This is a genomic window from Mesorhizobium sp. M6A.T.Cr.TU.016.01.1.1, assembly GCF_003952585.1.
In the GTDB taxonomy this organism is placed as follows: Bacteria; Pseudomonadota; Alphaproteobacteria; order Rhizobiales; family Rhizobiaceae; genus Mesorhizobium; species Mesorhizobium mediterraneum.
The window spans coordinates 4,682,403-4,705,733 of record NZ_CP034452.1; the positions used below are offsets into that span (position 1 = coordinate 4,682,403).

General features: G+C 63.1%; 24 protein-coding genes. 18 read left to right on the forward strand and 6 right to left on the reverse strand.

Features of this window, described 5'->3' with window-relative positions; all coding sequences use genetic code 11:
- Positions 1 to 44: 44 nt before the first annotated feature.
- The 4 genes from EJ075_RS22680 to EJ075_RS22695 form a co-directional block, all read right to left on the reverse strand.
- Entirely contained in the window at positions 45 to 872 is an 828-nt protein-coding gene (locus tag EJ075_RS22680) for an AraC family transcriptional regulator (RefSeq protein ID WP_126105816.1), read from the reverse strand.
- A gap of 326 nt (positions 873 to 1,198) precedes the next feature.
- On the reverse strand, positions 1,199 to 1,966 hold the full coding sequence (locus EJ075_RS22685; protein WP_126105817.1) for an SDR family oxidoreductase: 768 nt from the start codon (positions 1,964 to 1,966) through the stop codon (positions 1,199 to 1,201).
- Positions 1,967 to 2,056: 90 nt separating this feature from the next.
- On the reverse strand, positions 2,057 to 3,055 hold the full coding sequence (locus tag EJ075_RS22690) for an ABC transporter permease (RefSeq protein ID WP_126105818.1): 999 nt from the start codon (positions 3,053 to 3,055) through the stop codon (positions 2,057 to 2,059).
- A gap of 40 nt (positions 3,056 to 3,095) precedes the next feature.
- Positions 3,096 to 3,836, reverse strand: a complete 741-nt coding sequence (locus EJ075_RS22695; RefSeq protein WP_126105819.1) for an ATP-binding cassette domain-containing protein — start codon at positions 3,834 to 3,836, stop codon at positions 3,096 to 3,098.
- A 431-nt stretch (positions 3,837 to 4,267) separates the two neighbouring features.
- On the opposite strand from EJ075_RS22695, the gene EJ075_RS22700 reads away from it, so the two are divergent.
- The 3 genes from EJ075_RS22700 to EJ075_RS22710 all read left to right on the forward strand — a co-directional run bounded on the left by EJ075_RS22700 (position 4,268) and on the right by EJ075_RS22710 (position 7,582).
- On the forward strand, positions 4,268 to 5,257 hold the full coding sequence (locus EJ075_RS22700; RefSeq protein ID WP_095482939.1) for a sugar-binding protein: 990 nt from the start codon (positions 4,268 to 4,270) through the stop codon (positions 5,255 to 5,257).
- A 135-nt stretch (positions 5,258 to 5,392) separates the two neighbouring features.
- Positions 5,393 to 6,190: a FadR/GntR family transcriptional regulator gene (locus EJ075_RS22705; RefSeq protein WP_095482938.1), complete on the forward strand. Its 798-nt coding sequence runs from the start codon at positions 5,393 to 5,395 to the stop codon at positions 6,188 to 6,190.
- Between the two features lie 186 nt (positions 6,191 to 6,376).
- Entirely contained in the window at positions 6,377 to 7,582 is a 1,206-nt protein-coding gene (locus EJ075_RS22710) for an integrase core domain-containing protein (protein WP_126105820.1), read from the forward strand.
- A gap of 148 nt (positions 7,583 to 7,730) precedes the next feature.
- Here the strand turns inward: EJ075_RS22710 and EJ075_RS22715 are convergent, their stop codons facing one another.
- The gene (locus tag EJ075_RS22715) at positions 7,731 to 8,657 is read right to left on the reverse strand and encodes an NAD(P)-dependent oxidoreductase (protein WP_126105821.1); all 927 of its coding nucleotides are present in this window, start codon (positions 8,655 to 8,657) and stop codon (positions 7,731 to 7,733) included.
- Between the two features lie 155 nt (positions 8,658 to 8,812).
- On the opposite strand from EJ075_RS22715, the gene EJ075_RS22720 reads away from it, so the two are divergent.
- Both EJ075_RS22720 and EJ075_RS22725 read left to right on the forward strand, forming a co-directional pair.
- The gene (locus tag EJ075_RS22720) at positions 8,813 to 9,709 is read left to right on the forward strand and encodes an NAD(P)-dependent oxidoreductase (RefSeq protein WP_126105822.1); all 897 of its coding nucleotides are present in this window, start codon (positions 8,813 to 8,815) and stop codon (positions 9,707 to 9,709) included.
- Between the two features lie 100 nt (positions 9,710 to 9,809).
- Entirely contained in the window at positions 9,810 to 10,586 is a 777-nt protein-coding gene (locus tag EJ075_RS22725; RefSeq protein WP_126105823.1) for a FadR/GntR family transcriptional regulator, read from the forward strand.
- A gap of 45 nt (positions 10,587 to 10,631) precedes the next feature.
- Here the strand turns inward: EJ075_RS22725 and EJ075_RS22730 are convergent, their stop codons facing one another.
- Positions 10,632 to 10,919: a DUF3175 domain-containing protein gene (locus EJ075_RS22730; RefSeq protein ID WP_095482934.1), complete on the reverse strand. Its 288-nt coding sequence runs from the start codon at positions 10,917 to 10,919 to the stop codon at positions 10,632 to 10,634.
- 236 nt (positions 10,920 to 11,155) lie between these two features.
- Here EJ075_RS22730 and EJ075_RS22735 point away from each other — a divergent pair, with 236 nt between their 5' ends.
- The 13 genes from EJ075_RS22735 (at position 11,156) to EJ075_RS22795 (ending at position 23,184) form a co-directional block, all read left to right on the forward strand.
- On the forward strand, positions 11,156 to 12,328 hold the full coding sequence (locus EJ075_RS22735) for an MFS transporter (RefSeq protein WP_126107423.1): 1,173 nt from the start codon (positions 11,156 to 11,158) through the stop codon (positions 12,326 to 12,328).
- A gap of 281 nt (positions 12,329 to 12,609) precedes the next feature.
- Positions 12,610 to 13,581: a squalene cyclase gene (locus EJ075_RS22740; RefSeq protein ID WP_126105824.1), complete on the forward strand. Its 972-nt coding sequence runs from the start codon at positions 12,610 to 12,612 to the stop codon at positions 13,579 to 13,581.
- A gap of 149 nt (positions 13,582 to 13,730) precedes the next feature.
- Positions 13,731 to 14,054 carry a metalloregulator ArsR/SmtB family transcription factor gene (locus EJ075_RS22745; protein WP_126107424.1) on the forward strand — a complete coding sequence of 108 codons (324 nt, stop codon included), beginning with the start codon at positions 13,731 to 13,733 and terminating at the stop codon, positions 14,052 to 14,054.
- Complete coding sequence (locus EJ075_RS22750) at positions 14,051 to 14,461, forward strand: SRPBCC domain-containing protein (RefSeq protein WP_095482932.1); 411 nt, start codon at positions 14,051 to 14,053, stop codon at positions 14,459 to 14,461. The genes EJ075_RS22745 and EJ075_RS22750 overlap by 4 nt, the downstream gene beginning before the upstream one ends.
- A 135-nt stretch (positions 14,462 to 14,596) precedes the next feature.
- Entirely contained in the window at positions 14,597 to 14,812 is a 216-nt protein-coding gene (locus tag EJ075_RS22755; protein WP_126105825.1) for a hypothetical protein, read from the forward strand.
- A gap of 248 nt (positions 14,813 to 15,060) precedes the next feature.
- Complete coding sequence (locus tag EJ075_RS22760) at positions 15,061 to 16,089, forward strand: LacI family DNA-binding transcriptional regulator (RefSeq protein WP_126105826.1); 1,029 nt, start codon at positions 15,061 to 15,063, stop codon at positions 16,087 to 16,089.
- Between the two features lie 296 nt (positions 16,090 to 16,385).
- On the forward strand, positions 16,386 to 17,510 hold the full coding sequence (locus tag EJ075_RS22765; RefSeq protein WP_095482929.1) for a sugar ABC transporter substrate-binding protein: 1,125 nt from the start codon (positions 16,386 to 16,388) through the stop codon (positions 17,508 to 17,510).
- Positions 17,511 to 17,581: 71 nt separating this feature from the next.
- Positions 17,582 to 19,129, forward strand: a complete 1,548-nt coding sequence (locus EJ075_RS22770) for a sugar ABC transporter ATP-binding protein (protein ID WP_126105827.1) — start codon at positions 17,582 to 17,584, stop codon at positions 19,127 to 19,129.
- A complete protein-coding gene (locus EJ075_RS22775) occupies positions 19,126 to 20,106 on the forward strand; it encodes an ABC transporter permease (RefSeq protein ID WP_126105828.1) in 981 nt (326 codons plus the stop codon). Before EJ075_RS22770 ends, EJ075_RS22775 begins: the two co-directional genes overlap by 4 nt.
- The gene (locus EJ075_RS22780; RefSeq protein WP_126105829.1) at positions 20,103 to 21,089 is read left to right on the forward strand and encodes an ABC transporter permease; all 987 of its coding nucleotides are present in this window, start codon (positions 20,103 to 20,105) and stop codon (positions 21,087 to 21,089) included. The genes EJ075_RS22775 and EJ075_RS22780 overlap by 4 nt, the downstream gene beginning before the upstream one ends.
- A 70-nt stretch (positions 21,090 to 21,159) precedes the next feature.
- Positions 21,160 to 21,645 (forward strand): gluconokinase, encoded by a 486-nt coding sequence (locus EJ075_RS22785; protein ID WP_095482927.1) that lies wholly within the window; start codon positions 21,160 to 21,162, stop codon positions 21,643 to 21,645.
- Between the two features lie 274 nt (positions 21,646 to 21,919).
- Positions 21,920 to 22,261, forward strand: a complete 342-nt coding sequence (locus tag EJ075_RS22790) for a metalloregulator ArsR/SmtB family transcription factor (protein WP_126107425.1) — start codon at positions 21,920 to 21,922, stop codon at positions 22,259 to 22,261.
- Positions 22,258 to 23,184, forward strand: a complete 927-nt coding sequence (locus tag EJ075_RS22795) for an SRPBCC family protein (RefSeq protein WP_126105830.1) — start codon at positions 22,258 to 22,260, stop codon at positions 23,182 to 23,184. Before EJ075_RS22790 ends, EJ075_RS22795 begins: the two co-directional genes overlap by 4 nt.
- Positions 23,185 to 23,331: the final 147 nt, after the last annotated feature.

Below are 23,331 nucleotides of genomic sequence, written 5' to 3' on the forward strand. Positions count from 1 at the left end.
TTATCAATGCGTCTTGAACGCCTATCAAATAGTCTGAAAATGGTTCAGGAAATGGCCCGCGCCGCCTCGCGATAGAGCGTCGGCGGAACGCCGACATGGTCGCGGAAGAAGCGCGAGAAATTGCCCTGCGTGGTGAAGCCGAGATTGCAGGCCACTGAGATCAGCGGCTCCTGCGACCACTGCAACTGCCGCACCGCTTCTTCCATGCGCAGCGTGTTCCAATAGACGTTAGGCGTCAGATTGGTCTGCTCCTTGAACAGCGCGAAGAAATGCGGCCGCGACAGGCCGACGCTGCGCGCAACGTCATCGAAGCAGATGCGCTCGCAAACATTGGCCTTCATCAGCTGGATCGCCTTGCGAACGCGGAAGTCCTGCATGGTATGGACGCGGGCGCGCGTCACCGGCGGGGCCGAAGCGTCAGCAGCATCGAGCACGCTGTCGATAAAACGCTCGATCTCGTAATTGGCGATGTCGTCGATGCTCTCATTGTCGCTGAGATGGTCGAGAAGGTTGGCCGCCGCCTTGTGCAGCCATGGCTCCAGCATGATCGCCGGCGTCGAGAACAGCGGCGCGGCGGACGGCAGATCGCGGCGTCGTCGCGCCCAGTCCGGATCGATGTAGAAGGCGAGGAACAGGCCGGGCCGGCCGTCGCGGGACAGAGCGTGGCTGTGCGGCTGGAAGGAATTGATGCCGGCGGCGGTGCCCGGTCCAAGCCGCACCGTCTCGCGGCCGATGGTCATCTCGCCGGCCGTGCCTTCCAGCCAGATGATGATATGCGCCTCGACATGGGCATGGGTGACGAAGTCGCTGGCGACGTTCAGGACAGAAACATGTCCGAACCGGCCCCAGTAGAGCCTGATCGCTTCCGTCATGGGTATATCCTCCCGCAGGCGACTGGCCTCCCTTCGCCTGCAATGGAGATAGTGCGGCGGGCTTCATGTCCGCGTCAAGGCACATGCGCACGCCTGGCGCCCGCCATGGATCACGCCGGCCGATTTTCAGACTGAGCGATAGCTTAGCGCCCCTTCTCCCCTTGTGGGAGAAGGTGGATCGGCGCGTTAACGCCGAGACGGATGAGGGGTGTTGGAAGAAATGAGGCGGTGGATCTTTGCTATTGCCAAGCTGGAACACCCCTCATCCGACCTCGCTTCGCGAGGCCACCTTCTCCCACAAGGGGAGAAGGGGAAGGCGCCACCTCTCAAACCGACGCGGTCAGGCCGCCGTCGACATAAAGCGTGTGGCCATTGACGAAGGACGATGCATCCGACGCCAGGAAGACTGCGGCGCCGATCAGTTCATCGACATTGCCCCAGCGCCCGGCCGGCGTGCGCTTCTCCAGCCAGGCGGAGAATTCCGGATTGTCGACCAGCGCCTGGTTCATCTCGGTGCGGAAATAGCCGGGTGCGATCGCATTGATCTGCAGGCCGTGTTTCGCCCAGTCGGCGCACATGCCCCTGGTCAGGTTCCTGATCGCGCCCTTGGTCGCCGTGTAGGGGGCGATGCCGGTTCTGGCGAGCTCGCTTTGCACCGAACCGATGTTGATGATCTTGCCTTTGCCGCGCGGAATCATGTGCCGGGCCACCGCCTTACCGGCGTGGAAGGCGCCCGAAACATTGGTCTTGAACAGGCGCTCCCACTGCTCCTCGGGAAAATCCTCGAGCGGCGCGCGGAACTGCACGCCGGCATTGTTGACGAGGATGTCGATGGCGCCCATCTCGGCCTCGATCCGGGCAATGTCTTCATCGACCGCATGAAAATCGGTCACGTCGAAGATCGAGGCATGCGCCTTGAAGCCGGCGTCGCCCAGCCTTGCCACCGCACCAGCGACCTTGCCCGGATCGCGGCCGTTCAGCACCACGCTCGCGCCATGCTCGGCAAGGCCCCGCGCCAGGGCAAAGCCGATTCCCTGGCCGGAACCGGTGATCAGCACCAGCCGCCCGTCGAGGCTGAAGAGGGATTTCACCATCAGACTGTCTTTTGTTTGACCATGATCTTATCCGAACCGAAGGTCAGCGCCGCTTTCGCCGGCGCGGACCTTCGGTTCGGGATCATGGTCCTATTCGTTGCGCCTGAAATTGCGTAGCCGGTCGAACAAGACCGCCATCAGAATGGCGCCGCCAATAAAAGTACCTTGCCAGAACGCATTGATGCCGAGCAGGCCGAGACTGTTGCGGATCACCTCGATCAGCGCTGCGCCGACGACGGCGCCAAAGGCCGTACCCATGCCGCCCGCCAAATTGGCGCCGCCGATGACGGTGGCGGCGATAACCTGAAGCTCCATGCCGTTGCCGAGATTGGTGGTGACGGCGCCCAGCCAGCCGGTCTGGATGATGCCGGCAACGCCCGCTGCCAGCGCCGAGATCATGTAGACCGCGACCTTGATCTGGCGCACCGGAACGCCGGTCAGCGTCGCCGCATGCTCGTTGCCACCGATGGCGAAGATGTGCCGGCCGAATTTCGTCCAGCGCAGCACGAAGCCGGTGATCAGCGCCAGCAAGATGGTGTAGAGCACCGGATTGGCGATGCCGAACACCCAGGCGCCGCCGCCCAGCGCCAGAAGCTTGTCGTGATCCGGTCCGAACTGGAAGACGACGGTGTTGTTGGAGGCGACCATGGCCAGGCTGCGGGCGATCGACAGCATTCCGAGCGTCACCACGAAGGGCGGAAAGCCGAGATAGGCGATCAAAATGCCGTTGAAGGCGCCGATAATCAGCGCTGTCGCGATCGCAGCGGCGATGCCGACCTCGATGCCGTAGCCGGCATGCATGGTGACGGCCAGCACCATCGAGCACAGACAAAGTACCGAGCCGACCGACAGGTCGATGCCGCCGGTGATGATGACGAACGTCATTCCGAGCGCCACAATGGCGACGAAAGTGACGTTGCGGGTGATGTTGTAGAGGTTCTTGGTCGTGGCGAAGGAATCCGTGGCCACGGACAGGAACAGACAGGCGAGGATGACCGCGATCACCACCCAGAAGGTCTGGCTGGCAAACACCCTGCTCAGCAAAGTGTGCTGTTTCTGCGCGATCGTCTGGTCAAGAGTTACTGCCATCGTCGACCTTTATTTGCTTGCGTGGTGGAACCCGCTGACATCAAACCTGTTCGATGGCGCCGGTAATGAGCCCGGTGACTTCCTCGGGCGAACTCGACGCGATCGTCTTGTCGGCGACCTTGCGGCCGCGCCGCATGACGATGACGCGATCGGCAACATCAAAGACGTCTGGCATGCGGTGACTGATCAGCACGACCGCAATGCCCTGGTCGCGCAGATGGCGGATCAGGTTCAGCACCTCGGCGACCTGCCGGACCGAGATCGCCGCCGTCGGCTCGTCCATCAGCACGATCTTGGCTTGCGAAAGCATGGTGCGGGCGATCGCCACCGCTTGCCGCTGGCCGCCCGACATCTGCTTGACCAGGTCGCGCGGGCGGGTCTCGGATTTCAGCTCGGCAAAGATCTGGCCGGCGCGCTTGTACATCGCAGCGTAGTCGAGGATGCGAAACGGGCCGATGCCGCGGCGCAACTCGCGTCCGAGATAAACATTGGCGGCGGCCGTCAGATTGTTGCACAGCGCGAGGTCCTGATGGACGATCTCGATGCCGTGCTGGCGCGCCTCCACCGGCTTGTGCAGGATCAGGTCCTTGCCGTCCATCTGCATCGTGCCATGGCTCGGAGGGAAATTGCCGGCGATCATCTTGACCAGCGTCGACTTGCCGGCGCCGTTGTCGCCCATCAGACCGACCACCTGTCCGGCCTCGATCGACAGCGAAACGTCGTTGACCGCCTGGATGGCGCCGAAATGTTTCGAGATGTTGGCGAGTTCGAGAACCGACACCAGACTACTTCCTCCCCGTGCTTTCCGGCCGGCGGTTCTGCCGCGGCCCTCGCTCTTTCCCGGCCCCTCCCGGAAACAGCGCTTTCGCCCATTTACGCACATGCCCCCTTGGCGTCAACAGCGGCTTCTTTCGAAAAATCCGTTTTGTAGGACAAATAGCAATTGACGTTCGTCGCAAGCCGATATTAGCTAAGCGCCGGAGGAGATTATGCCGATCTCCTGTTCCGGCTCGCCGGGCGGAGTAGGCGGAGGTTTATCGGTCGAGGATCTGGCAGCGTCCGTATCGCGCTGGTCTGCTACCGCATCTGGAAATGCTTATCGGCCCGGCTTGGCGACACGAGCGCTCGCGAAACGAACCTCTGTCATCGCTTGATCCGGGCTGGTCTGTGTGGCGGGCACGCCGTGTCCGTCTGTTTCAAGGGAGGACTGACATGAGGAAATCACTATTGCTCGCTGCCGTCGCCGTCATGGCGTTGGGTGCCGGGCCGGCTTTGGCCAAGAAACAGCTCGTCATCGTGGTGAAGGGGCTCGACAATCCGTTCTTCGAGGCCATCAACCAGGGTTGCCAGAAATGGAACAAGGAAAATGCCAGCTCGGAGTATGAGTGCTTCTACACCGGCCCGGCATCGACCTCGGACGAGGCCGGCGAAGCCCAGATCGTTCAGGACATGCTGAGCAAGCCCGATACAGTGGCGATGGCCATTTCGCCGTCCAACGCGCCGCTGATCGCGCAGACGATCAAAAGCGCCAATCCGTCGATCCCGATCATGACGCTCGACGCCGACCTCAGCAAGGAAGATGCGGGGCTGCGCAAGACCTATCTCGGCACCGACAACTACCTGATGGGATACAAGATCGGCGAGTACATCAAGAAGGGCAAGCCGGATGGCGGCAAGATCTGCACCATCCAAGGCAATCCGGCGGCCGACAACATCCTGCGCCGCGCCCAAGGCATGCGCGACGCGCTTACAGGCCAGAAGGATCTCCCGGCGCTCGCCGGCGAGGGCGGCTGGACCGAAGTTGCCGGCTGCCCGGTGTTCACCAATGACGACGGCGCCAAGGGCGTGCAGGCGATGACCGATATCCTCGCCGCCAATCCCGATCTCGACGCCTTCGGCATCATGGGCGGCTGGCCGCTGTTCGGCGCGCCGCAGCCCTATCGCGACCTGTTCAAGCCGATGGCCGACAAGATCGCCAAGAACGAGTTCGTCATCGGCGCCGCCGATACGATCGGTGATGAAGTGGCCATTGCCAAGGAGGGTCTGGTGACCGCGCTGGTCGGCCAACGGCCGTTCGAGATGGGCTACAAGGCGCCCTCGGTGATGATCGACCTGGTCGAAGGCAAGCCCGTCGCCGATCCGGTCTTCACCGGTCTCGACGAGTGCACCAAAGATACGGTCGACACCTGCATCCAGAAGTAGGTTCGCAGTTTTCGGGGCGTCCGATCGACGGGCGCCCCGTCACGCCGGTTCATGAAACGTGCGAGGCGACATTGCCGGGGCGAACCGCTCCTGCTTTGCCGCGCCTTGAGTTCAGCCTGCACCGGGGGAACGTGGATGCCGGACGCAAGACCGAAAAAGCGACTTACCACGGTCAAGGAACGGGCCAAGATCAAGGCACGGGCCGCCCGTCCGGTCGGCGCTCGCCGTGCCGACGCGGCGCTGATCCCCGGATCGAGCGTGCATGCGTCGCTGGCCAACGAGATCGGTCTTCGGATCGTGCGCGGCGACTATCCGCCGGGAACCATCCTGCCCAACGAAGCTAAATGGTCGGAGACCTTCGACGTCAGCCGCTCGGCCGTGCGCGAGGCGATCAAGATGCTGATGGCCAAGAGCCTGCTCGCCTCACGCCCGAAGATCGGCAGCTGGGTCGAGCCGAAGGAGCGCTGGAATCTACTCGATCGCGACGTGCTCGCCTGGTACGCGACGGCGCCCGATCGCGAAATGTTCCTGCGCACGGTGCAGGAGTTTCGTCACATCATCGAGCCGGAAGCCAGCGCCTTTGCCGCGATCCGGCGTAGCGACGAACAGATGGCCGAGATCAGCCAGGCCTGCCGGGAGATGGGGGAGGCGGCGACGCTGCCGGAACGCACCCGCGCGGATACCCGTTTTCATCTGGCCATCCTGCGTGCCTCGGGCAACGATCTCCTGGTGCCGCTCGGCGTGCTGATCGAATCGGCGCTCGACCACCTCTTCGTTTTCGTCACGCGCGAAACCAGCGACCAGCCTCGGGCGCAGGCGCTGCATGAGGCCATCGAGAAGAACATCCGTCTCCAGCGGCCGGCTGCAGCCCGCACGGCAGTGCACAGACTACTCGCCAACACTGACGACGTTATCGGACGGTCACGGCGGTAATTCATCCAGCAAGGCTGGCGCCGTCTGCCCCTGCCTTACGTTGGCGATTGGCGAAAGCCGAAGTGACGTCCAATCTCCCCCCCCTTGCGGGGGAGATCGGCCGCTTCTGTCCGAACCGGATAGATAGGTAACAGAATGGACCGATTGCATGGGTGACAGTTTTCTTGTCCGCCGGGAGGACCGGCGATGGTTTGGCGAGAGACTGGCATCATGGACGAGCGGCTTCGGTTTGTTGTGGAGTGCCTGGCAGGCGAGGAGACGATGACGCAGCTGTGTGGAGACTTCGGCGTGTCGCGCAAGACCGGCTACAAATGGCTGGGTCGCTATCGCGCGCTCGGCCCGGAAGGCCTGCATGATCTGCCGCGGGCGCCGCTCAATCATGGCCGAGCGACGGCCCTGGATCTGGTGGAGCGGATCGTTGCGGCCAAGGAGACGCACCCGCTGTGGGGTCCGAAGAAGATCATGGCGCGGCTCAAGCGCACCGCTCCCGAGCTGCTGTGGCCGTCGGCCTCGACGGCTGGTGCGATCCTTGCGCGGCACGGGCTTGTCAGCGTCCGCAAGCGGGCACGGCTGCGGGCCTGTGGCAACGGACCATGGCCGCAAGCCGAGGAGCCGAACGCGGTATGGACGGGCGATCACAAGGGCTGGTTCCGGACCCGTGACGGGTGGCGCTGCGAACCGTTGACGGTGATGGATGCGTCGAGCCGCTACCTGTTGGCGCTCGAAGCGACGGGCTCGACGGCGGATGACGAGGCCTGGCCGGTATTCGAACGGCTGTTTGAGGCGCATGGTCTGCCGGATCGGCTCAGAAGCGACAATGGCCCGCCTTTCGCGTCGGCCGGCGTCACTGGGCTGACGCCGCTTTCAGTGCGCTTCATCAAGCTCGGCATCACGCTGGAGCGGATCGCGCCCGGCAAGCCGCAGCAGAACGGGCGCCACGAGCGCTTCCACCTGACCATGCTGCCGCTGGCCAAGGCGCCGGAGGCCGACAGAATGGCCCAGAGCCAGGCCTTCGAAGCCTTCCGGCGCAGCTACAATGAGGAGCGTCCGCATGAGGCGCTGGCCATGGACACTCCAGCGCAGCATTACCGCGCCTCGCCGCGCGCTATGCCCGCGACACCGCCCGAGCCCGACTATCCGGCCGAGGCGGCGGTGCGCAGCGTGCGTCACAATGGCGAGATCAGGTGGAATGGCGGCTTCATCTACGTTTCCAAGACGCTGGCCGGCGAAGCGGTCGCCGCCGCAGAGACCGAGGATGGTGAATGGGCGCTCAGCTTCCACGCCCATCCGCTCGGCATCATCGACACCAGGCGCATGAAGCTCGTCCGCCGCAGCGCCGCGCCAACCAAACCGCTTGGCGCTGCGGCCGACAGCACAGGGGGAAAACTGTAACCCATGTATCCGGTTCAAAGTGTTACCCATCTATCAACTGGACACTTCGCCGACCGCGCCTACTCCGGAATGAGGGTGCCCGGCAGGCAGCCGAGGGGGCAGCGCCAGCCTTGACCAAACACTAAGGTCGGTCACCTCAAATCTTCTACTACTTGCCGTCCTTGCTCGGTGTCAGGTCGACGCCGTTGATCTTGCCGATATGCGTTGCCAGCATCGGCACATATTGATCGGCGGGCCCGGCGGCGAAGGCGCCGGCGAAGGCGTTCTTCGTGGCATTGCCGAGCGGGTTGGCGATGCCGGCAGCACCCGCCATCGATTCGAGATAGGTGAGGTCCTTGAAGGCGTTGGCGATGGTGAATTTGTGCGCGTCGCGGTCGCCTTCGAGCGTCCAGCGCATGAAGGTCTGGTAGAAGCCGCAATCCATGCGGCCGTTGCGGATGACGCTGTCGAAGCGCGGCGGCGAGATGCCGACCTTCTGCGCCAGCGCCAGCGCCTCGGAATAGATCGCCGCATAGCCCAGCGAGATGAAATTGTTGAGCAGCTTCATGCGGTGGCCGTCGCCGGTGTCGCCGATATGAACGATGCGCCCGGCCCAGGTGTCGAGCACCGGCTTCAGCCGGGCAAAGACCGCGTCGGACGCACCGACCATGGCGTCGAGCGTGCCCTCCCACGCCTCCTTCGGCGTGCGGCTGAGCGGGGCATCGACATAGTCGACGCCGAGCGCCTTGAGTTCGGCGGCAAGCGCTACGGTCGAGGTCGGATCCGAGGTGGAGCAATCGACGACCACCGAGCCCTTCTTCAGGCCCTCCTTGAGGCCGCCGGGTCCGCGGATGATGGCTTCGACCTCGCGCGAGCCGGTGACGCAGATGAAGACGATATCAGATGCCGCCGCGACATCGCGCGAGGTCGCCGCTTCCTTTGCGCCACGGCCGAGCAGGTCTTCCGCCGGAGCGCGGTTTTTGCGGCCGAGAAACGTCAGGGGATAGGCTTTGTCGACGATGTTCTTCGCGATCCCGTGGCCCATCAAGCCAAGTCCGATGAAGCCGATCTTTTCGCTCGCGGCAGTCGTGTTCATGTCGTGTCGTCCTGTGTTGCTGATGTCGATGACGGCGCTGCGCTTTGGCAGGCGAATTGTTGAAGCGGGTTTTTGCCGCAGACGGTTGGCAGGCGATTGCGGAATGCCATATTGTCTGACAATACACATGAATCCTACGGAATGTGGAGAGCAAAATGACCAAGCGGATCATGTTCACCGGCGGCAGCGGCAAGGCCGGGCGTCATGTCGTGCAGTATCTGGTCGAGCAGGGCTGCCAGGTGCTCAACATCGATACCAAGCCGCTCGACAATCCCAAGGTGCGCACGCTGATCACCGATATCACCGACAGCGGGCAGGTGTTCAATGCACTGTCCAGCTATATGGGCCTGCACGAGTTCGACCCGTCGCTGCGCGCGCAGCCGGTCGATGCCGTGGTGCATTTCGCGGCGATCCCGCGCATCATGATCACGCCCGACAACGAGGTGTTCCGCATCAACGCGCTCGGCACCTACAATGTCATCGAGGCGGCGGTGAAGCTCGGCATCCGTAAGGTGGTGATCGCCTCCAGCGAGACGACCTATGGGCTGGTCTTTGCCAACGAGCCGCGCGACCCGACGCATTTCCCGCTCGACGAGGACTATGATGTCGATCCGATGGACAGCTATGCGCTGTCCAAGATCGTCAACGAGAAGACGGCGCGTGCCTTCGCGCTGCGCAGCGGCATCGACATCTACGCGTTGCGCATCGGCAACGTCATCGAACCGCACGAATATTCGCTGTTTCCGAAATGGTTCGCCGATCCGGGTTTCCGCAAGCGCATCGCCTGGAGCTACATCGACGCGCGCGACCTCGGCCAGATCACGTTGCGTGCCATCGAGAAGGAGGGGCTCGGCTATCAGGTGTTCAACGCCGCCAATGACGACACCTCGTCCGATCTGCCGACGGCCGAACTCTTGAAGCGGTTTTATCCCGGCGTGCCGGTTAAGGGCGAGCTTGGCGAATACGAGACGCTGCTCTCCAACCGCAAGGCGCGGGACGTGCTCGGGTTTCGTCCTGAGCATAGCTGGCGCAAATACGTCAAGACGGCCTGACAGGGCGTCGATCCTGGCTGATCTGTGCACGGCGGCCGGGTTTCCAACCCGGGGTCTTTCCCGTGCTTGACAGTCTTCGGAATCCGGACTTTGTGAGCACATGCGGGACGGCAAGCCGAATAAGGGAAAAACACCGGCCAAGGCGGCGTCCGCCGAGCGCCCGACCGCCGTTCGCCGTGCGGATGCGGCGCGCATGCCTGGATCGAGCGTGCATGCGTCGCTGGCCAATGAGATTGGTCTGAGGATCGTGCGCGGCGACTATCCGCCGGGAACCATCCTGCCCAACGAAGCCAAGTGGTCGGAGACCTTCGACGTCAGCCGCTCGGCGGTGCGCGAAGCGATCAAGATGCTGATGGCCAAGAGCCTGCTGGCCTCGCGCCCCAAGATCGGCAGCTGGGTCGAGCCGAAAGAGCGCTGGAACCTGCTCGATCGCGACGTGCTCGCCTGGTACGCGACATCGCCCGACCGCGAGGTGTTCCTGAAAACGGTGCAGGAGTTCCGCCACATCATCGAGCCGGAAGCGACCGCCTTTGCCGCGATGCGGCGCACGGACGAGCAGATGGCTGAGATCAGCCAGGCCTGCCGGGAGATGGGGGAGGCGACGACGCTGCAGGAGCGCACCAGCGCCGATACGCGTTTTCATCTGGCCATCCTGCGTGCCTCGGGCAACGATCTCCTGGTGCCGCTCGGCGTTCTGATCGAATCGGCTTTTGATCATCTGTTCGCCTATACGACGCGGGAGCTGGACGATTTGCAGCATGCGCAGAAGCTGCACGAGGCGATCGAGAAGAGCATCCGCCTGCAGCGGCCGGATGCGGCGCGGAACGCGGTCCGCAAGCTGTTGGCCAACACCGACGGCGTCATCAAGTCGCGCTGACAAAGCACGTCGGATGTCGCGCCCGCGAAGTTTCCTGCCGGCGCCTTAGTCTTCTCGCGGACGCCCAAACGCTGCGCGCAGTTCGTCCTTGGCGTCCTCCAGCACTTTCTTCTGCTTGGCCGGCAGGTTCTTACCGGCACGGTTGATGTAGAAATTCAGCATCGACATGGCGGACTGGAACGGCTCGGCCTTGCGCCGATCGCTGTGCTCGGCCGATCGCTTGAGCGAGGCCGCGATCTTCTTGGGGTCGTGGGATTCGAAGACATGTTCCTCGAGGTCCAGCGCATCGCTGTGCTCGTTCACCTCGGCCGACCATTTCCTTTTCGCGGTCATGACAACCTCCTTCCATCGGTGAGTTAATGGAAAACTCCGGGACGGCGGCCACTGTTCCATTTCAGCTTAAATCCCTGGAGCCACGGATTGCGTGATGTGGCGCTGCACGGCGCCACGAATGTGCCGATAGTGGTGTTGAACCGGTCGATTTTGCAGAACCGCGGACAGGAAACGCCTTGATCACAACCGTCTCTAGCCAGGCAAGCAGCCCCGGCATCGACAGCGCCTATGCCTGGATGCGGCTCGGCATCTCGATGCTGCTGTCGACGATCGGCGGTGTCGGCATGTGGGCGGTGGTCGTGGTCCTGCCCGCCATGCAGGCGGAATTCGGCGTCGATCGCGCCGCCGCGTCGATGCCCTATACCGCGACCATGGTCGGCTTCGCCGTCGGCAATGTTGCGATCGGTCGCGCCATCGACCGCATGGGCTACTGGATACCGGCGCTCATTGCCTCGGTGGCGCTCGGTGCCGGTTTCCTGCTGGCGTCGCTGACCACCTCGGTGCTGCAGTTCACCCTTGTCCAGGGTGTTTTGATCGGCGTCGGCACCTCGGCGATCTTCGGGCCGTTGATCGCCGACATCTCGCACTGGTTCAACCGCCGGCGCGGCGTCGCGGTGTCGGCTGCCGCTGCCGGCAGCTATCTCGCCGGGGCGATCTGGCCGATGGTTATGCCCTATATCATGCAGAGCGAAGGCTGGCGTTTCACCTATGCCGCGATCGGTGTCGTCTGCCTCGTGACCATGGTGCCGCTGATCCTGCTGCTCAGGCGCGGCGCACCACGCGCCGCCATTTCCGGTTCACCCGGCAGCCGGCCCATCCAACCGATATCGCTGTCGCCGGCAGCCCTGCAGGTGCTGCTCGTCGTCGCCGGCCTTAGCTGCTGCGTGGCGATGTCGATGCCTCAGGTCCATATCGTCGCCTATTGCATGGACCTCGGCTATGGCGTTGCGCGGGGCGCCGACATGCTGTCGATCATGATGGCGGCGGGCGTCGTCAGCCGGCTGGCGTCCGGCTTCCTTGCCGATCGCATCGGCGGCGTGAAAACCCTGCTAATCGGCTCGGTGCTGCAAGCCTTGTCGTTGTCGCTCTACATCCCCTTCGACGGGCTCGCCTCGCTTTACGTCGTCTCGCTGGTCTTCGGCCTGTCGCAAGGCGGCATCGTGCCTTGCTATGCCATCATCGTGCGGGAATACATGCCGGCCCGAGAGGCCGGCCAGCGCGTCGGCATCGTCATCATGGCGACGATCTTCGGCATGGCGATCGGCGGCTGGATGTCGGGCTGGATTTACGATCTGACCGGTTCCTATGCCGCCGCGTTCCTCAACGGCATTGCCTGGAACCTGCTGAACATAGCGGCCATGGTGCTGCTGCTGTGGAAGGCACGGCGCAGCGCCACGGCGATTGCGTGAAGCGGAGAACGGAGCTGGCTGGCCTGCCAGGCCTGTCGACGGCCAGAGCCAGCGAAATAGCCAACACGGCGTAAAAAAACCCGCCTCAGGGACGGGTTGCTGGCGCAAATCAGCACCATGCCTAAATACCTAGCATATCTGCCGTCATTTAGCAACGGATCACGAGTTTCGGGCGGTGTCTCAGTTTGAATTTCGGCCCACGCCCCATTGCAGATGTCAGCTATGCCTACCAGCGACACACGCTGTAATGTCAATTCTAAGTTGTTAACTGGACGGCTCAGATGACTGACGCAGGCGATGTGATTGCTTGGCTTCTCGATTCCGACCCGGCGATCCGCTGGCAAGTGATGCGCGACCTCCTCGACACTCCGGTACCGGAGTGGGCGGCTGAACGGGCCAAGATCGAAACCATTGGCTGGGGAGCCAAGCTTCTGGCTTGCCAAGATGAGGACGGGCAATGGGCGGCAGGCTCTTTTGTCCCGCGCGGTTTCAAACCTCAAGACTGGGAAAAGTTCGGCCAGCCTTGGACGGCAACAACCTTCTCGCTCTCGCAGCTTCGCGAGTTTGGTTTCGATCCATCTTCGGATCGTGCGAAGCGGATCGTCGAGTTGGTTGGCCTCAACTCGCGCTGGGATGAGGGTGGCCAGCCCTATTGGGAGGGGGAGGTCGAAGAGTGCATCAACGGGCGAACTGTTGCTGATGGTGCATATTTTGGAGCCGATATTTCATCCATTGTTGTTCGGCTGCTTGGTGAGCGTCTCGATGACGGCGGTTGGAATTGCGAGAGGGCCAATGGTTCGATCCGCTCGTCGTTCCACACCACGATCAATGTGCTGGAAGGGCTGTTGGAGTATGAGAAGGCGACCGGCGGCACATCCGAATCCAGACAAGCTCGCCAATCTGGAGAGTCGTTCCTTTTGGAGCGTAGCCTCTTCCGACGTCTAAGCTCGGGAAACCCTGCGGACGATCAGTTTCTGTGTCTCCATCACCCCAACCGCTGGCATTACGACATACTGCGTGCGCTGGACTATTTCCGTTCCGCGTCCATGCTTACTGGTGCCGAACCTGATCCGCGGCTTGCCGACGCCATCGCCCGCCTCCGCTCCAAGCGCCTGGCAGATGGCACTTGGCCCCTAGACTGGACTCCTAAAGGGCAGGTATGGTTCGAGGTCGACGCCGGCCCGGGCAAGCCGTCCAAGTGGGTGACCCTCCGTGCAATGCGGGTGCTCAAATGGTGGAAGCAGCGCGCTTGAAACGCTCGGTGACTGTAATCTGCAGTCGACGGTAGCAAAAACATGGCCGGCGGCCCCTGTGACGTGAATGCCGGTCCACCTTCCTGCTTGACTAACACATATCTCGTCGGTTATTGGATCGATCAATAGCCAATGAGTTATCGATTTCGATGCCACAGACCCACGAAATCCTTTTCAGAACGCTTGCCGATCCGACGCGACGGGCCATCTTCGAGCGGCTGTGTCGCGATGGAGACCAGACGGTCGTGGCCCTGACGGCTCGGGCCGGGGTCTCGCAACCGGCCGTGTCAAAGCATCTTGGGGTGCTGAAGCAGGCAGGGTTGGTGCGCGACCGCCACGAAGGCCGCAACACGCATTATAGCGCGGAGCTCAGCGCCTTGGCCCCGCTGATCGACTGGACAAACCAAATGACCGGGTTATGGAAAAGCCGGTTCGACGACCTCGAAGATCTGCTCAAAAGGATGGACCAATGACCAATACTGCGACCGAAACGCGCTCCGTCGTTGTCGAACGGGAGGTCGCTTTTCCGCCGGAAAAGATTTGGCGCGCGCTCACGCAATCGCACCTGATCGAGGAGTGGCTGATGAAGAACGATTTCAAGCCAGATGAGGGTCACCGTTTCAATCTTAGCGCGGACTGGGGGGCAGTCGACTGTCAGGTCCAGGCAGTCGAGCCCAACAAGTCGCTGTCCTACAGCTGGGACACCAAGGATCTCAAAAGTGTCGTCACGTGGACGCTCACCCCTACGAGCACAGGGACCCATCTGCGCATGGAGCAGATGGGTTTCCGGCCGGATCAGCAACAGTACTACCAGGGCGCAAAATACGGCTGGCAGCGGTTCTTTGCGAACCTGGAGCAGGTCCTGGCGCGGATAGAGTGAGGCGCGCCGGCACCAATAGGCATCTGCGATGAACGCAATGGCCAACAAGACGTCCATCAAATCAAACGAGGTTGCAAGGAAGGTCGCCAAGCGGGTCGCCCGATCCGCTTCGGCTCGTCTTCAGGGGAGGTCCTCATGAACTGGATTCGGCAATTCCACCGCTGGCTGTCGATCATTTTTACGGCGGTCGTCGCCGCCATCTTCATCACGTTGGGCGTAGGTGTGGAGCCCGCCTACTGGGTATACCTGATGCCGCTGATCCCGCTCGCCTTGCTCATGCTCAGCGGTCTGTACTTGTTCGCGTTGCCCTATGCCGGCAGGTGGCGCAGCAGCAGACGACGCACGGCGTAGAGGCGATGGACGAGAAGACACTTGCAAATCCACTCACAGCCGAAAATTCAAACTGAGACATTACCCGAGTTCGGGCGCCTGTCCTGGCCCGTTCACTTGACAATGGGGTAAGGCTGCGCGACGCCAGACGGGTGCGGCAGCAGCCATAATCTCTGGCAAGCATGGGTTGGCATGGCGACAGTGGCAAAGACGCTGAATAGCATTTCGCGGCCGCTCTTCGGCGAAGGCGCCGCGTTCGGGACAAGGCTGTGACCAAACCGCGCTCGCGCCGCGGCGGCGGTCGTCCGACCATCGCCGACGTCGCGCGCAAGGCCGGGGTCGGCGCCATCACCGTCTCCCGCGCCTTGCGCGAGCCGGAGCGCGTTTCGGAGGATCTGCGCCGGCAGATCCAGGCGGCCGTCGATGAGCTCGGCTATTTACCCGACCCGAATGCGCGAGCGCTGGCTTCGGCGCGCGCCGAAGTCTTTGGCGTGCTGGTGCCGTCGCTCACCAACAGCGTCTTTGCCGAAGTGCTGCGCGGCATCTATGACAGCCTGTCCGACAGCTCCTACCGCATCCAGCTCGGCAACACCCATTATTCCGGTCTGGAGGAGGAACGGCTGCTGCAGGTTTTCGGCCCGCAGCGCCCCGCGGCGCTGATCGTGGCGGGCATCGACCAGACGCCAATTTCGCGAAGACTGCTCGAGACGGCCGGCTGCCCGGTGGTTCAGGTCATGGAGACCGGGCCCGATCCGGTCGACATGATGGTCGGCTTCTCGCATTTCGACGGCGGCAAGGCGGCGACGGAGCACATGATCGAAATGGGCTATCGCCGCATCGGCTTCATCGGCGCGCGCATGGACCCGCGCTCGCAGCGGCGTCTGGCCGGCTATCGCGCGGCGATGGAGGCGGCCGGTTTGTTCGACGCGCGGCTGGTCACCACCACGCCGGTGCCGTCCAGCGTGACGCTCGGGCGCGAACTGTTTCGCGACGCGCTGGCCAAGGTGCCGACGCTCGACGCGGTTTTCTGCAACAATGACGATATCGCGCTCGGCGTGCTGTTCGAGTGCCATCGCGCCTCGATCGCGGTGCCGAAGACGATCGGCATCACAGGCTTCAACGATCTCGACATGATGGAAGTGGCTTTTCCATCGGTCACCAGCATCCGGACGCCTCGCTACGAGATCGGCCGGCGGTCGGTCGCCATGGCGCTCGCGGCGATTGCAGGCAAACGGCCGCAAGAGCCGGTCGTCGACCTCGGCTTCGAGCTCAAGCGCCGCGAGAGCACGGCCCGCTGAAAGCACTTTGCAGGCATCGCGAGATGCTACTTTACACTACGTCATGGTAGCGCTACCATCCATGCTTGGGTAAACTCGCGGCAAGGGCCAAAGTCTGTTTATTATATATAAGCGACAGCTCAACTTGTTTATTATATATAATATGATAGTTTTTACTTCGGTTGCCGAGCGGCAAGGGAGGAGATCGGGTCGGCATTCGGCCACCTGAAAAAGCGCGACGGGCAAGGCGGGAGGTGCCGGGCCAAACGCGCGAGACGCGTAAGAACAATCAGAAACTGCAACTGGGAGGAATATCGATGATCAAGTCACTCGTTGGTGGCATCGTTGCCGCCACTGCATTCGTCATGCTGAGCTCGTCGGCGCTCGCCGAACCCGAAATCGTCACGGGCCCGTCCGCCGAGCCGGACTGCTTTGCGCCATGGGCCGCCGATACGCAGTTCTTCAAATTTCCTAAAAAGGAAGGCCCATACCGCATTGCGCTCGCCAATGGCTACATCGCCAACACCTGGCGCATCCAGATGGTGCAGACGGCGAAGGCCTATGCGGCGCAGCCGGAGGTCGCCGCCAAACTGAAAGAATTCAAAGTCGTCTCGACCGGCGAAGACGTGCCGGCGCAGATTTCGGCGATCAACAACTTCATCGATTCCGGCTATGACGCGATCGTCGTCAACGCGCAGAATCCGACGGCTTTCGGACCGGTTATCAAGCGCGCCAAGGAAGCCGGCGTCGTGCTGGTAGCTTTCGACAATATTCTCGACACCAAGGACGCCATCAACGTCAATGTCGACCAGAAAGGCCTTGGCGAGTTGTGGGCCAACTGGCTGATCAAGCATATTCCCAATGGTGGCAAGATCCTCGAGGTGCGCGGCGTTGCCGGCACGTCGGTCGACACCGACCGCCACAATGGCATCCACGAGGTCCTCGATGCTTCAGGCAAGAAGTGGGAGGTCACCGAAGTCGTCGGCAAATGGGATGATGGCGTGGCGCAAAAGGCCTCGGCCGACGCGATCGCCACTAACGGTCCCTTCGACGGCGTCACCGGGCAGGGCGGCGACACCGGCATCGTCCAGGCGATGATGGATGCCAAGCATCCGTTCGTGCCGTTCGGCGGCGAAACGGAGAATGGCTTCCGCAAATTCTGCGCCAAGTTTGCCGCAGACGGGCTGAAATGCTCGTCGGCCGGAACCGGGCCCGCCCAGGTGGCGGTCGCCATCAAGACGGCGATCGCAGCGCTCGAAGGCCAGGTCATCCCGCAAGCGGTGAAGCTGCCGCTGGCGATCGTCGAGGATCCGAACTTCAAGGAAGGCCAAGACTATTTCCCCGACCAGTCCGACAATTTCTTCGTCGGAAATTCCTTCCCGACCTGCGGCATCAATTTCACCGCGCAGGAAATCATGGGCCAGAGCAAGGAAAACCAATAGAGTGATCGCTCGGCGCCTCGGGATAATCCCGCGGCGCCGGTCCCGAAGAACAAGCGCCTTGGGAGGGGCCGATGGACGGTGCGGTTCCGCTCTTCCGCATGGAGGGCATATCCAAGCGCTATGGCGGTGTGCGGGCGCTGGAAAAGGCCGAGCTTTCGGTCACGTCGGGCAGCATTCACGCCATCCTTGGCGAAAACGGCGCCGGCAAATCGACGCTGATCAAGGTCATGGCCGGCGTCGTCGCGCCTGACGAAGGCCGCATGATGCTGGACGGAAGCGAGGTGACCTTCGCGTCGCCGGCCGCCGCCAACCAGGCCGGCATCGTCTGCATCTTCCAGGAACTGTCGCTCGTCCCCGAACTCAGCGTCGCCGATAACATCGTTATTTCCGATCCGCCCAAGCGCTTCGGCATGATCGACCGCAGGGCGCAGCGACGCATTGCGGAAGATGCCCTTGCTCGCGCGGGCGCTGCCGACATCCACCCGCTGGCGTTGGTCAAGGACCTCCCTCTTTCAAGAAGGCAGATGGTCGAGATCGCCAAAGCACTTGCCAGGAAGCCTCGCATCCTGATCCTCGATGAGGCTACCTCAGCGCTCACCGCGGCCGACGTCGCCAAGATATTCGGCGTCTTGAAGCGGCTGCGCTCGGAAGGGCTGGCGCTGCTCTACATCTCGCATCGGATGAACGAGATCGCCGAGCTGGCCGACCAGTGCACGGTGTTCCGCAACGGCCGCAATGTCGCCAGCTACGCTGCAGGTACGAAGAGCGACAACGAAGTCGTCGAGCTGATGATCGGCCGCGAATACAGCCACATCTTCCCACCAAAACCGGTGCGCGCGCCGGCCACCGCCGCTCCGGTGCTGGAGGCGCGAAAACTGTCCTGGACCGACCGGTTGGACAATATCTCGCTGTCGGTCGGGGCAGGCGAGGTCGTCGGTCTCGGCGGTCTCGACGGCCAGGGTCAGCGCGAATTGCTGCTCGCCTTCTTCGGTGTGCTTCGCGGCCTCAGCGGCCAGATATTGATCGATGGCAGACCGGCGACCATCGCCAGCCCGGCCGCGGCGCGCGATGACCGGATCGGCATGGCGCTGATCCCGGAGGATCGCAAGACGGAAGGCCTGATGCTGCCGATGACGGTACGCGAAAATCTCTCCTTCGCAGCGCTCGACCGGCTGTCCAGGGCCGGCATCATCGACCGTGCCGCCGAGCAGCGGCTGATCGACGACATGGTCGGTCTGCTGGCGATCAAGACGGCCGGTCTCGACATTCCGGTCGGCGCGCTGTCCGGCGGCAACCAGCAGAAGGTCGTCATCGCCAAATGGCTGATGCGGCAGCCGCGCATCATCTTGCTCAACGATCCGACGCGAGGCATCGATGTCGGCACCAAGCAGGAATTGTATCAGCTGATGCGCAAGCTCGCCGACCAAGGTGCGGCGATCTTGTTTTACTCCACCGACTATGACGAGCTGATCGGCTGCTGCGATCGGGTGCTGGTGCTCTATGACGGGGCGGTCAAGCGCGAGCTGGTCGGCGCCGAGATCACAGAGCGGGCGCTGATCGCCAGCGCGCTCAACATCCACGGCGAAGAGATGCCTGTCAGCCAAGGAGCGGACGCGTGAAGGACTGGCGCTACTGGCTTGCCGAACAACGCGGAACGCTGCTGGCGTTCGGCATCTTCATCGTGATGTTCACGATCTACACCTCGAACCATCCGGCGGGCTTTACCGCCAATGTCGTGCAGACGGCCTCGAACAAGGGCGTGCTGCTCGCCTTTGTCGCCATGGCGCAGACGCTGGTGGTGATCACAGCCGGTATCGACCTTTCCGTCGGCATGATCTTTCTGCTGACCAACTGCCTGGCCTCATGGCTGGTCGTCGGCACCGGCATCGAGACCGCCTTCGGCGTCGTCGCGGTGCTCGGCACAGGGCTGCTGTGCGGGGCGATCAACGGCGCCATCGTCATCTACGGACGGCTGCAGCCGATCGTTGCCACCATCGCCACCGGTGCGGTCTATTTCGGCATCGCGTTGCTGCTGAGACCCTTCCCGGGCGGTTCGGTCAACGAGGATCTTGCCGACGCGCTGACCGGGCGGCTGTTCGGTGTGGTGCCGGCGAGCCTGGTGGTGCTGCTGGCCGTTGTGCTCGTGGTCTGGGTGCCGTTCAGCCGGTCGGTGCTTGGCCGCGCGGCCTACGCGGCCGGATCTTCGGAGATGGCGGCCTACATGTCCGGCGTGCCGATCCGCCGCGGAAAATTCGCCGCCTATGCGCTGGCCGGCCTGCTGGCCGCGATCGGCGGGCTGTTCCTGACCTTCTTCACCTATACGGGCGAGGCGGCCTATGCCAGCGGCAATGCCTACACGCTGTTCTCGATCGCCGCCGTGGTGCTTGGCGGCGTCTCGCTGTTCGGCGGCAAGGGCAGTGCCATCGGCGCGATCTTCGGAGCGCTCGCCTTCCGCACCATCGGCGACCTGCTCTTCGTCTTTGATTTCGATCCGCTTTGGCAACCGCTGTTCCAGGGCGTCATCCTGCTGATCGCGGTCAGCCTCGGCGCCTTCGCCCTGTTCAGGGTCCGCAACCGCCTGGAGTGGTTCCTGTGAGCGAAACGACCATCGGCGGCATCGCCGGCCGCATGCCGAAATTCATCCGCCGCGCCGACCCGGCCGTGCTGACCGCCTTCGCCTGCATCGTGCTGCTGCTGTTTGTCGGCAGTCTCTATTCGCGCAGCTTCCTGTCGCCGGAATATCTGCTGCAGCAGCTCAAGGTGGCCTCGTTTCTCGGCGTTATCGCCACCGGCATGATGCTGGTCATCCTGCTCGGCCAGATCGACCTGTCGGTGCCATGGTCGGTGGCGGCGGGCGCGATGATGGCCTGTGCGGCCGCCGCCTACGGCCCGGTCGGCGTGGCGCTGGCCATCCCGTTCGGCATTTTCTGCGGTGTCGCGATCGGCATCGTCAACGGCATCGGTGTCGCTTATCTGCGCATTCCCTCGATGATCATCACGCTCGCCACCAACGCCGTCGCGCAAGGGCTGATGGTGGTCTATACGGGCGGCTTCTCGCCGCAGGATTCGGCGACCCGGGCGATGCGCTATCTGGCGACCGGCTTTGCCATTCCCGGAGTGCCCAACGCCGTCATCATCTGGGCGCTGATCGGTGCTGCGATGGTTTTCGTGCTGACCCGCACCGGCTTCGGCCGAACGGTCTACGGCATCGGCAATCGCGAGCGCGCCGCCTACCTCTCCGGCATCGATACGCGGCGCGTGGTGCTGATCGCCTTCGCCGCGTCCGGCGGCCTCTCGGCTTTCGGCGGCGTGCTTCTGGCCGGCTATGCCTCCAAGGCGGCACAGTCGATGGGCGATGCCTATCTCCTGCCGTCGATAGCAGCGGTCGTGCTTGGCGGCACCTCGATCCTCGGCGGCCGCGGCTCCTATCTCGGCACCGTCGCGGGCGTCATCCTGATCACGCTCCTGCAATCCATCCTTTCGGTCATGCAGATGCCTGAGGCGGGGCGGCAGATCATCTACGGCGTCGTCATCGTCGCCATGCTCCTGCTTTACGGCCGCGCGCCGGCCAGCCGCTGACCGCATCGTGGACGAAAAGGCAGCACAATTGCAGAGGGATCCCGTCCGGTCCGCACCGGCCGTCGTGGTGATGGGCGTTGCCGGCTGTGGCAAGTCGGCCGTCGGCGAAGCGCTGGCCGCAGCGTTGGGCGCCATCTTCGTCGAGGGCGACAGGCTGCATCCGCCGGAAAACGTCGCGCGGATGGCAAGCGGCGAGCCGCTGACCGACGCATTGCGCGAAGGCTGGCTCGACGCGATCGGCCGGCGCATTGCGGGATCGGTCGGCGATGGGCAAGGTGTCGTCGCCGCCTGCTCGGCGCTGAAGCGCAGCTACCGCGAGCGCCTGCGTGGCTTTTGCCAGGATATCGTTTTCCTCTATCTGGAAATCGATCCAGCGACCGCCAAGCAGCGCGTCGGCTCCCGCCAGGGCCATTTCATGCCGGCAAGCCTGGTCGACAGCCAGTTCGCCACGCTTGAAGCGCCGGCAGCCGACGAGAACGCAGTGACGCTCGATGCGACGCGCCCGATCGCCGACATTGTCGCCGACGCCGTGAGCCTGTTCGAGGCGAATTCATGAGCCGGCTCGCCGGCGCGGCTCTCGCTTTCAGGGTGCCAGTCCGTGAACCCATAAAACGCGAACGGCTGAGATTGGTGGGAAGCGGACTGGCGGCTTCAGGAATTTGTCTTCGATTGCAGGCATCGGCCTGCGCTCGCATCGCTGCGAGCAACTTCTCAGCGGACTCGGCAATGGAAGCCGCCTACTCCGAGAACTCGGCGCGTTGGGAAAAAAACTTAGCGACTTGACGAAGTTTTCGCTTGCGCCACCGGAAAAGTGGGCGATAGTTAGCGATATGGCTAAGCATTATCCCGATCTATCGCTGCTCTTCCGCGCTCTGGCCGATCCGACCCGTCGGTCGATCCTGACTCGACTCGCCGAAAGGCCTGCGCGGGTGACGGATTTGGCTGGTCCGACGGGACTGCGTCTGCCCACGGTGATGCGGCACCTTTCTGTGCTGGAGGAGGCAGGGTTGATCTCCACCTCCAAGGACGGGCGGATACGCACCTGCGCCATCGTGCCCGAGGCTCTGGACCCAGCGCGGACATGGCTCGATGAACAGCGGGCCATCTGGGAAGCTCGGCTCGACCGGTTGGACGCATTTGTGATGAATGTGATGAAGGAGCGCGCAGAATGACACAGAACCTCGCTACAAACAGTGCGACCCATGCGGTGCCTGATGAAAGGAAGGGCCGCTTTGCGACGCTCACCTTCGAACGGGACGTGGCCGCGCCACTGGCCGTGCTGTGGGAGGCATGGACGGCTCCGGCCGCGCGGGCGATCTGGGCTGCGCCATCGCCCTCGGTCACCGTGGAGTTCTTGGAGGTCGATACCAGGGTGGGTGGACGCGAGGTCTCGCTCTGCAAGGTAGAGGGCCATCCGGACATCCGCTGCGAGTGCGGCTGGCTGGCGTTGCAGCCGGCGCTGTGCAGCGTGGACTACGAGGTGATCTCGTCCGAAGGCGTGACGCAATCAGCAGCGCTGGTGACAGCCGATTTCGAAGGTGCGGACGAGCGCAGCCGGTTGGTCGTGACGGTGCAGCTTTCCTCGCTGGCGGAGGACATGGAGGCAGGCTATCGGGAAGGCTTCGGCGCGGGACTAGACAACCTCGCGGGCGCGGCTGAACGGACCATGGTGCTGCAGCGGGTGATTCAGGCGCCGCGGTCCATCGTGTGGGGCGCGTGGATGAATCCTGAAACGCTGCCGCAATGGTGGGGGCCGGAAGGCTTCTCCTGTCGGACGAAGAGGATCGACTTGCGAACGGGCGGCGAATGGGTATTCGACATGATCGCGCCTGACGGCAGGGTCTTCCCGAACCACCATCTCTATAACGAGGTCCGGCCCGAGGAGAGGATCGGTTATACGCTGCATTGGGGTGAAAACGGGCCGAAACATGCCGACGCCTGGGCCTCGTTCGAGGATCAGGACGGGGCAACGAAGGTAACGCTAGGCATGGTATTCAGCACGGCTGCCGAGTTCCAGGAGGCGAAGGGCTTCGGTGCCGTGGAGCTGGGACTGCAAACTCTGGGCAAACTGGAACGCTTCGTCGCATCCCGCTGAGGTGCTGCGACTCGCCCCGAATTAGGCTTGTGGACGAGGTCCTCATCCGTGTCGCGTCCTCATCGGCGGCGGCATCCGCCTCTTCAGTCAGAAGGCATGGAGCCGGTCAGGCTGGAGAAGACCGAGATCTCGGAAGCGGGGCAAATC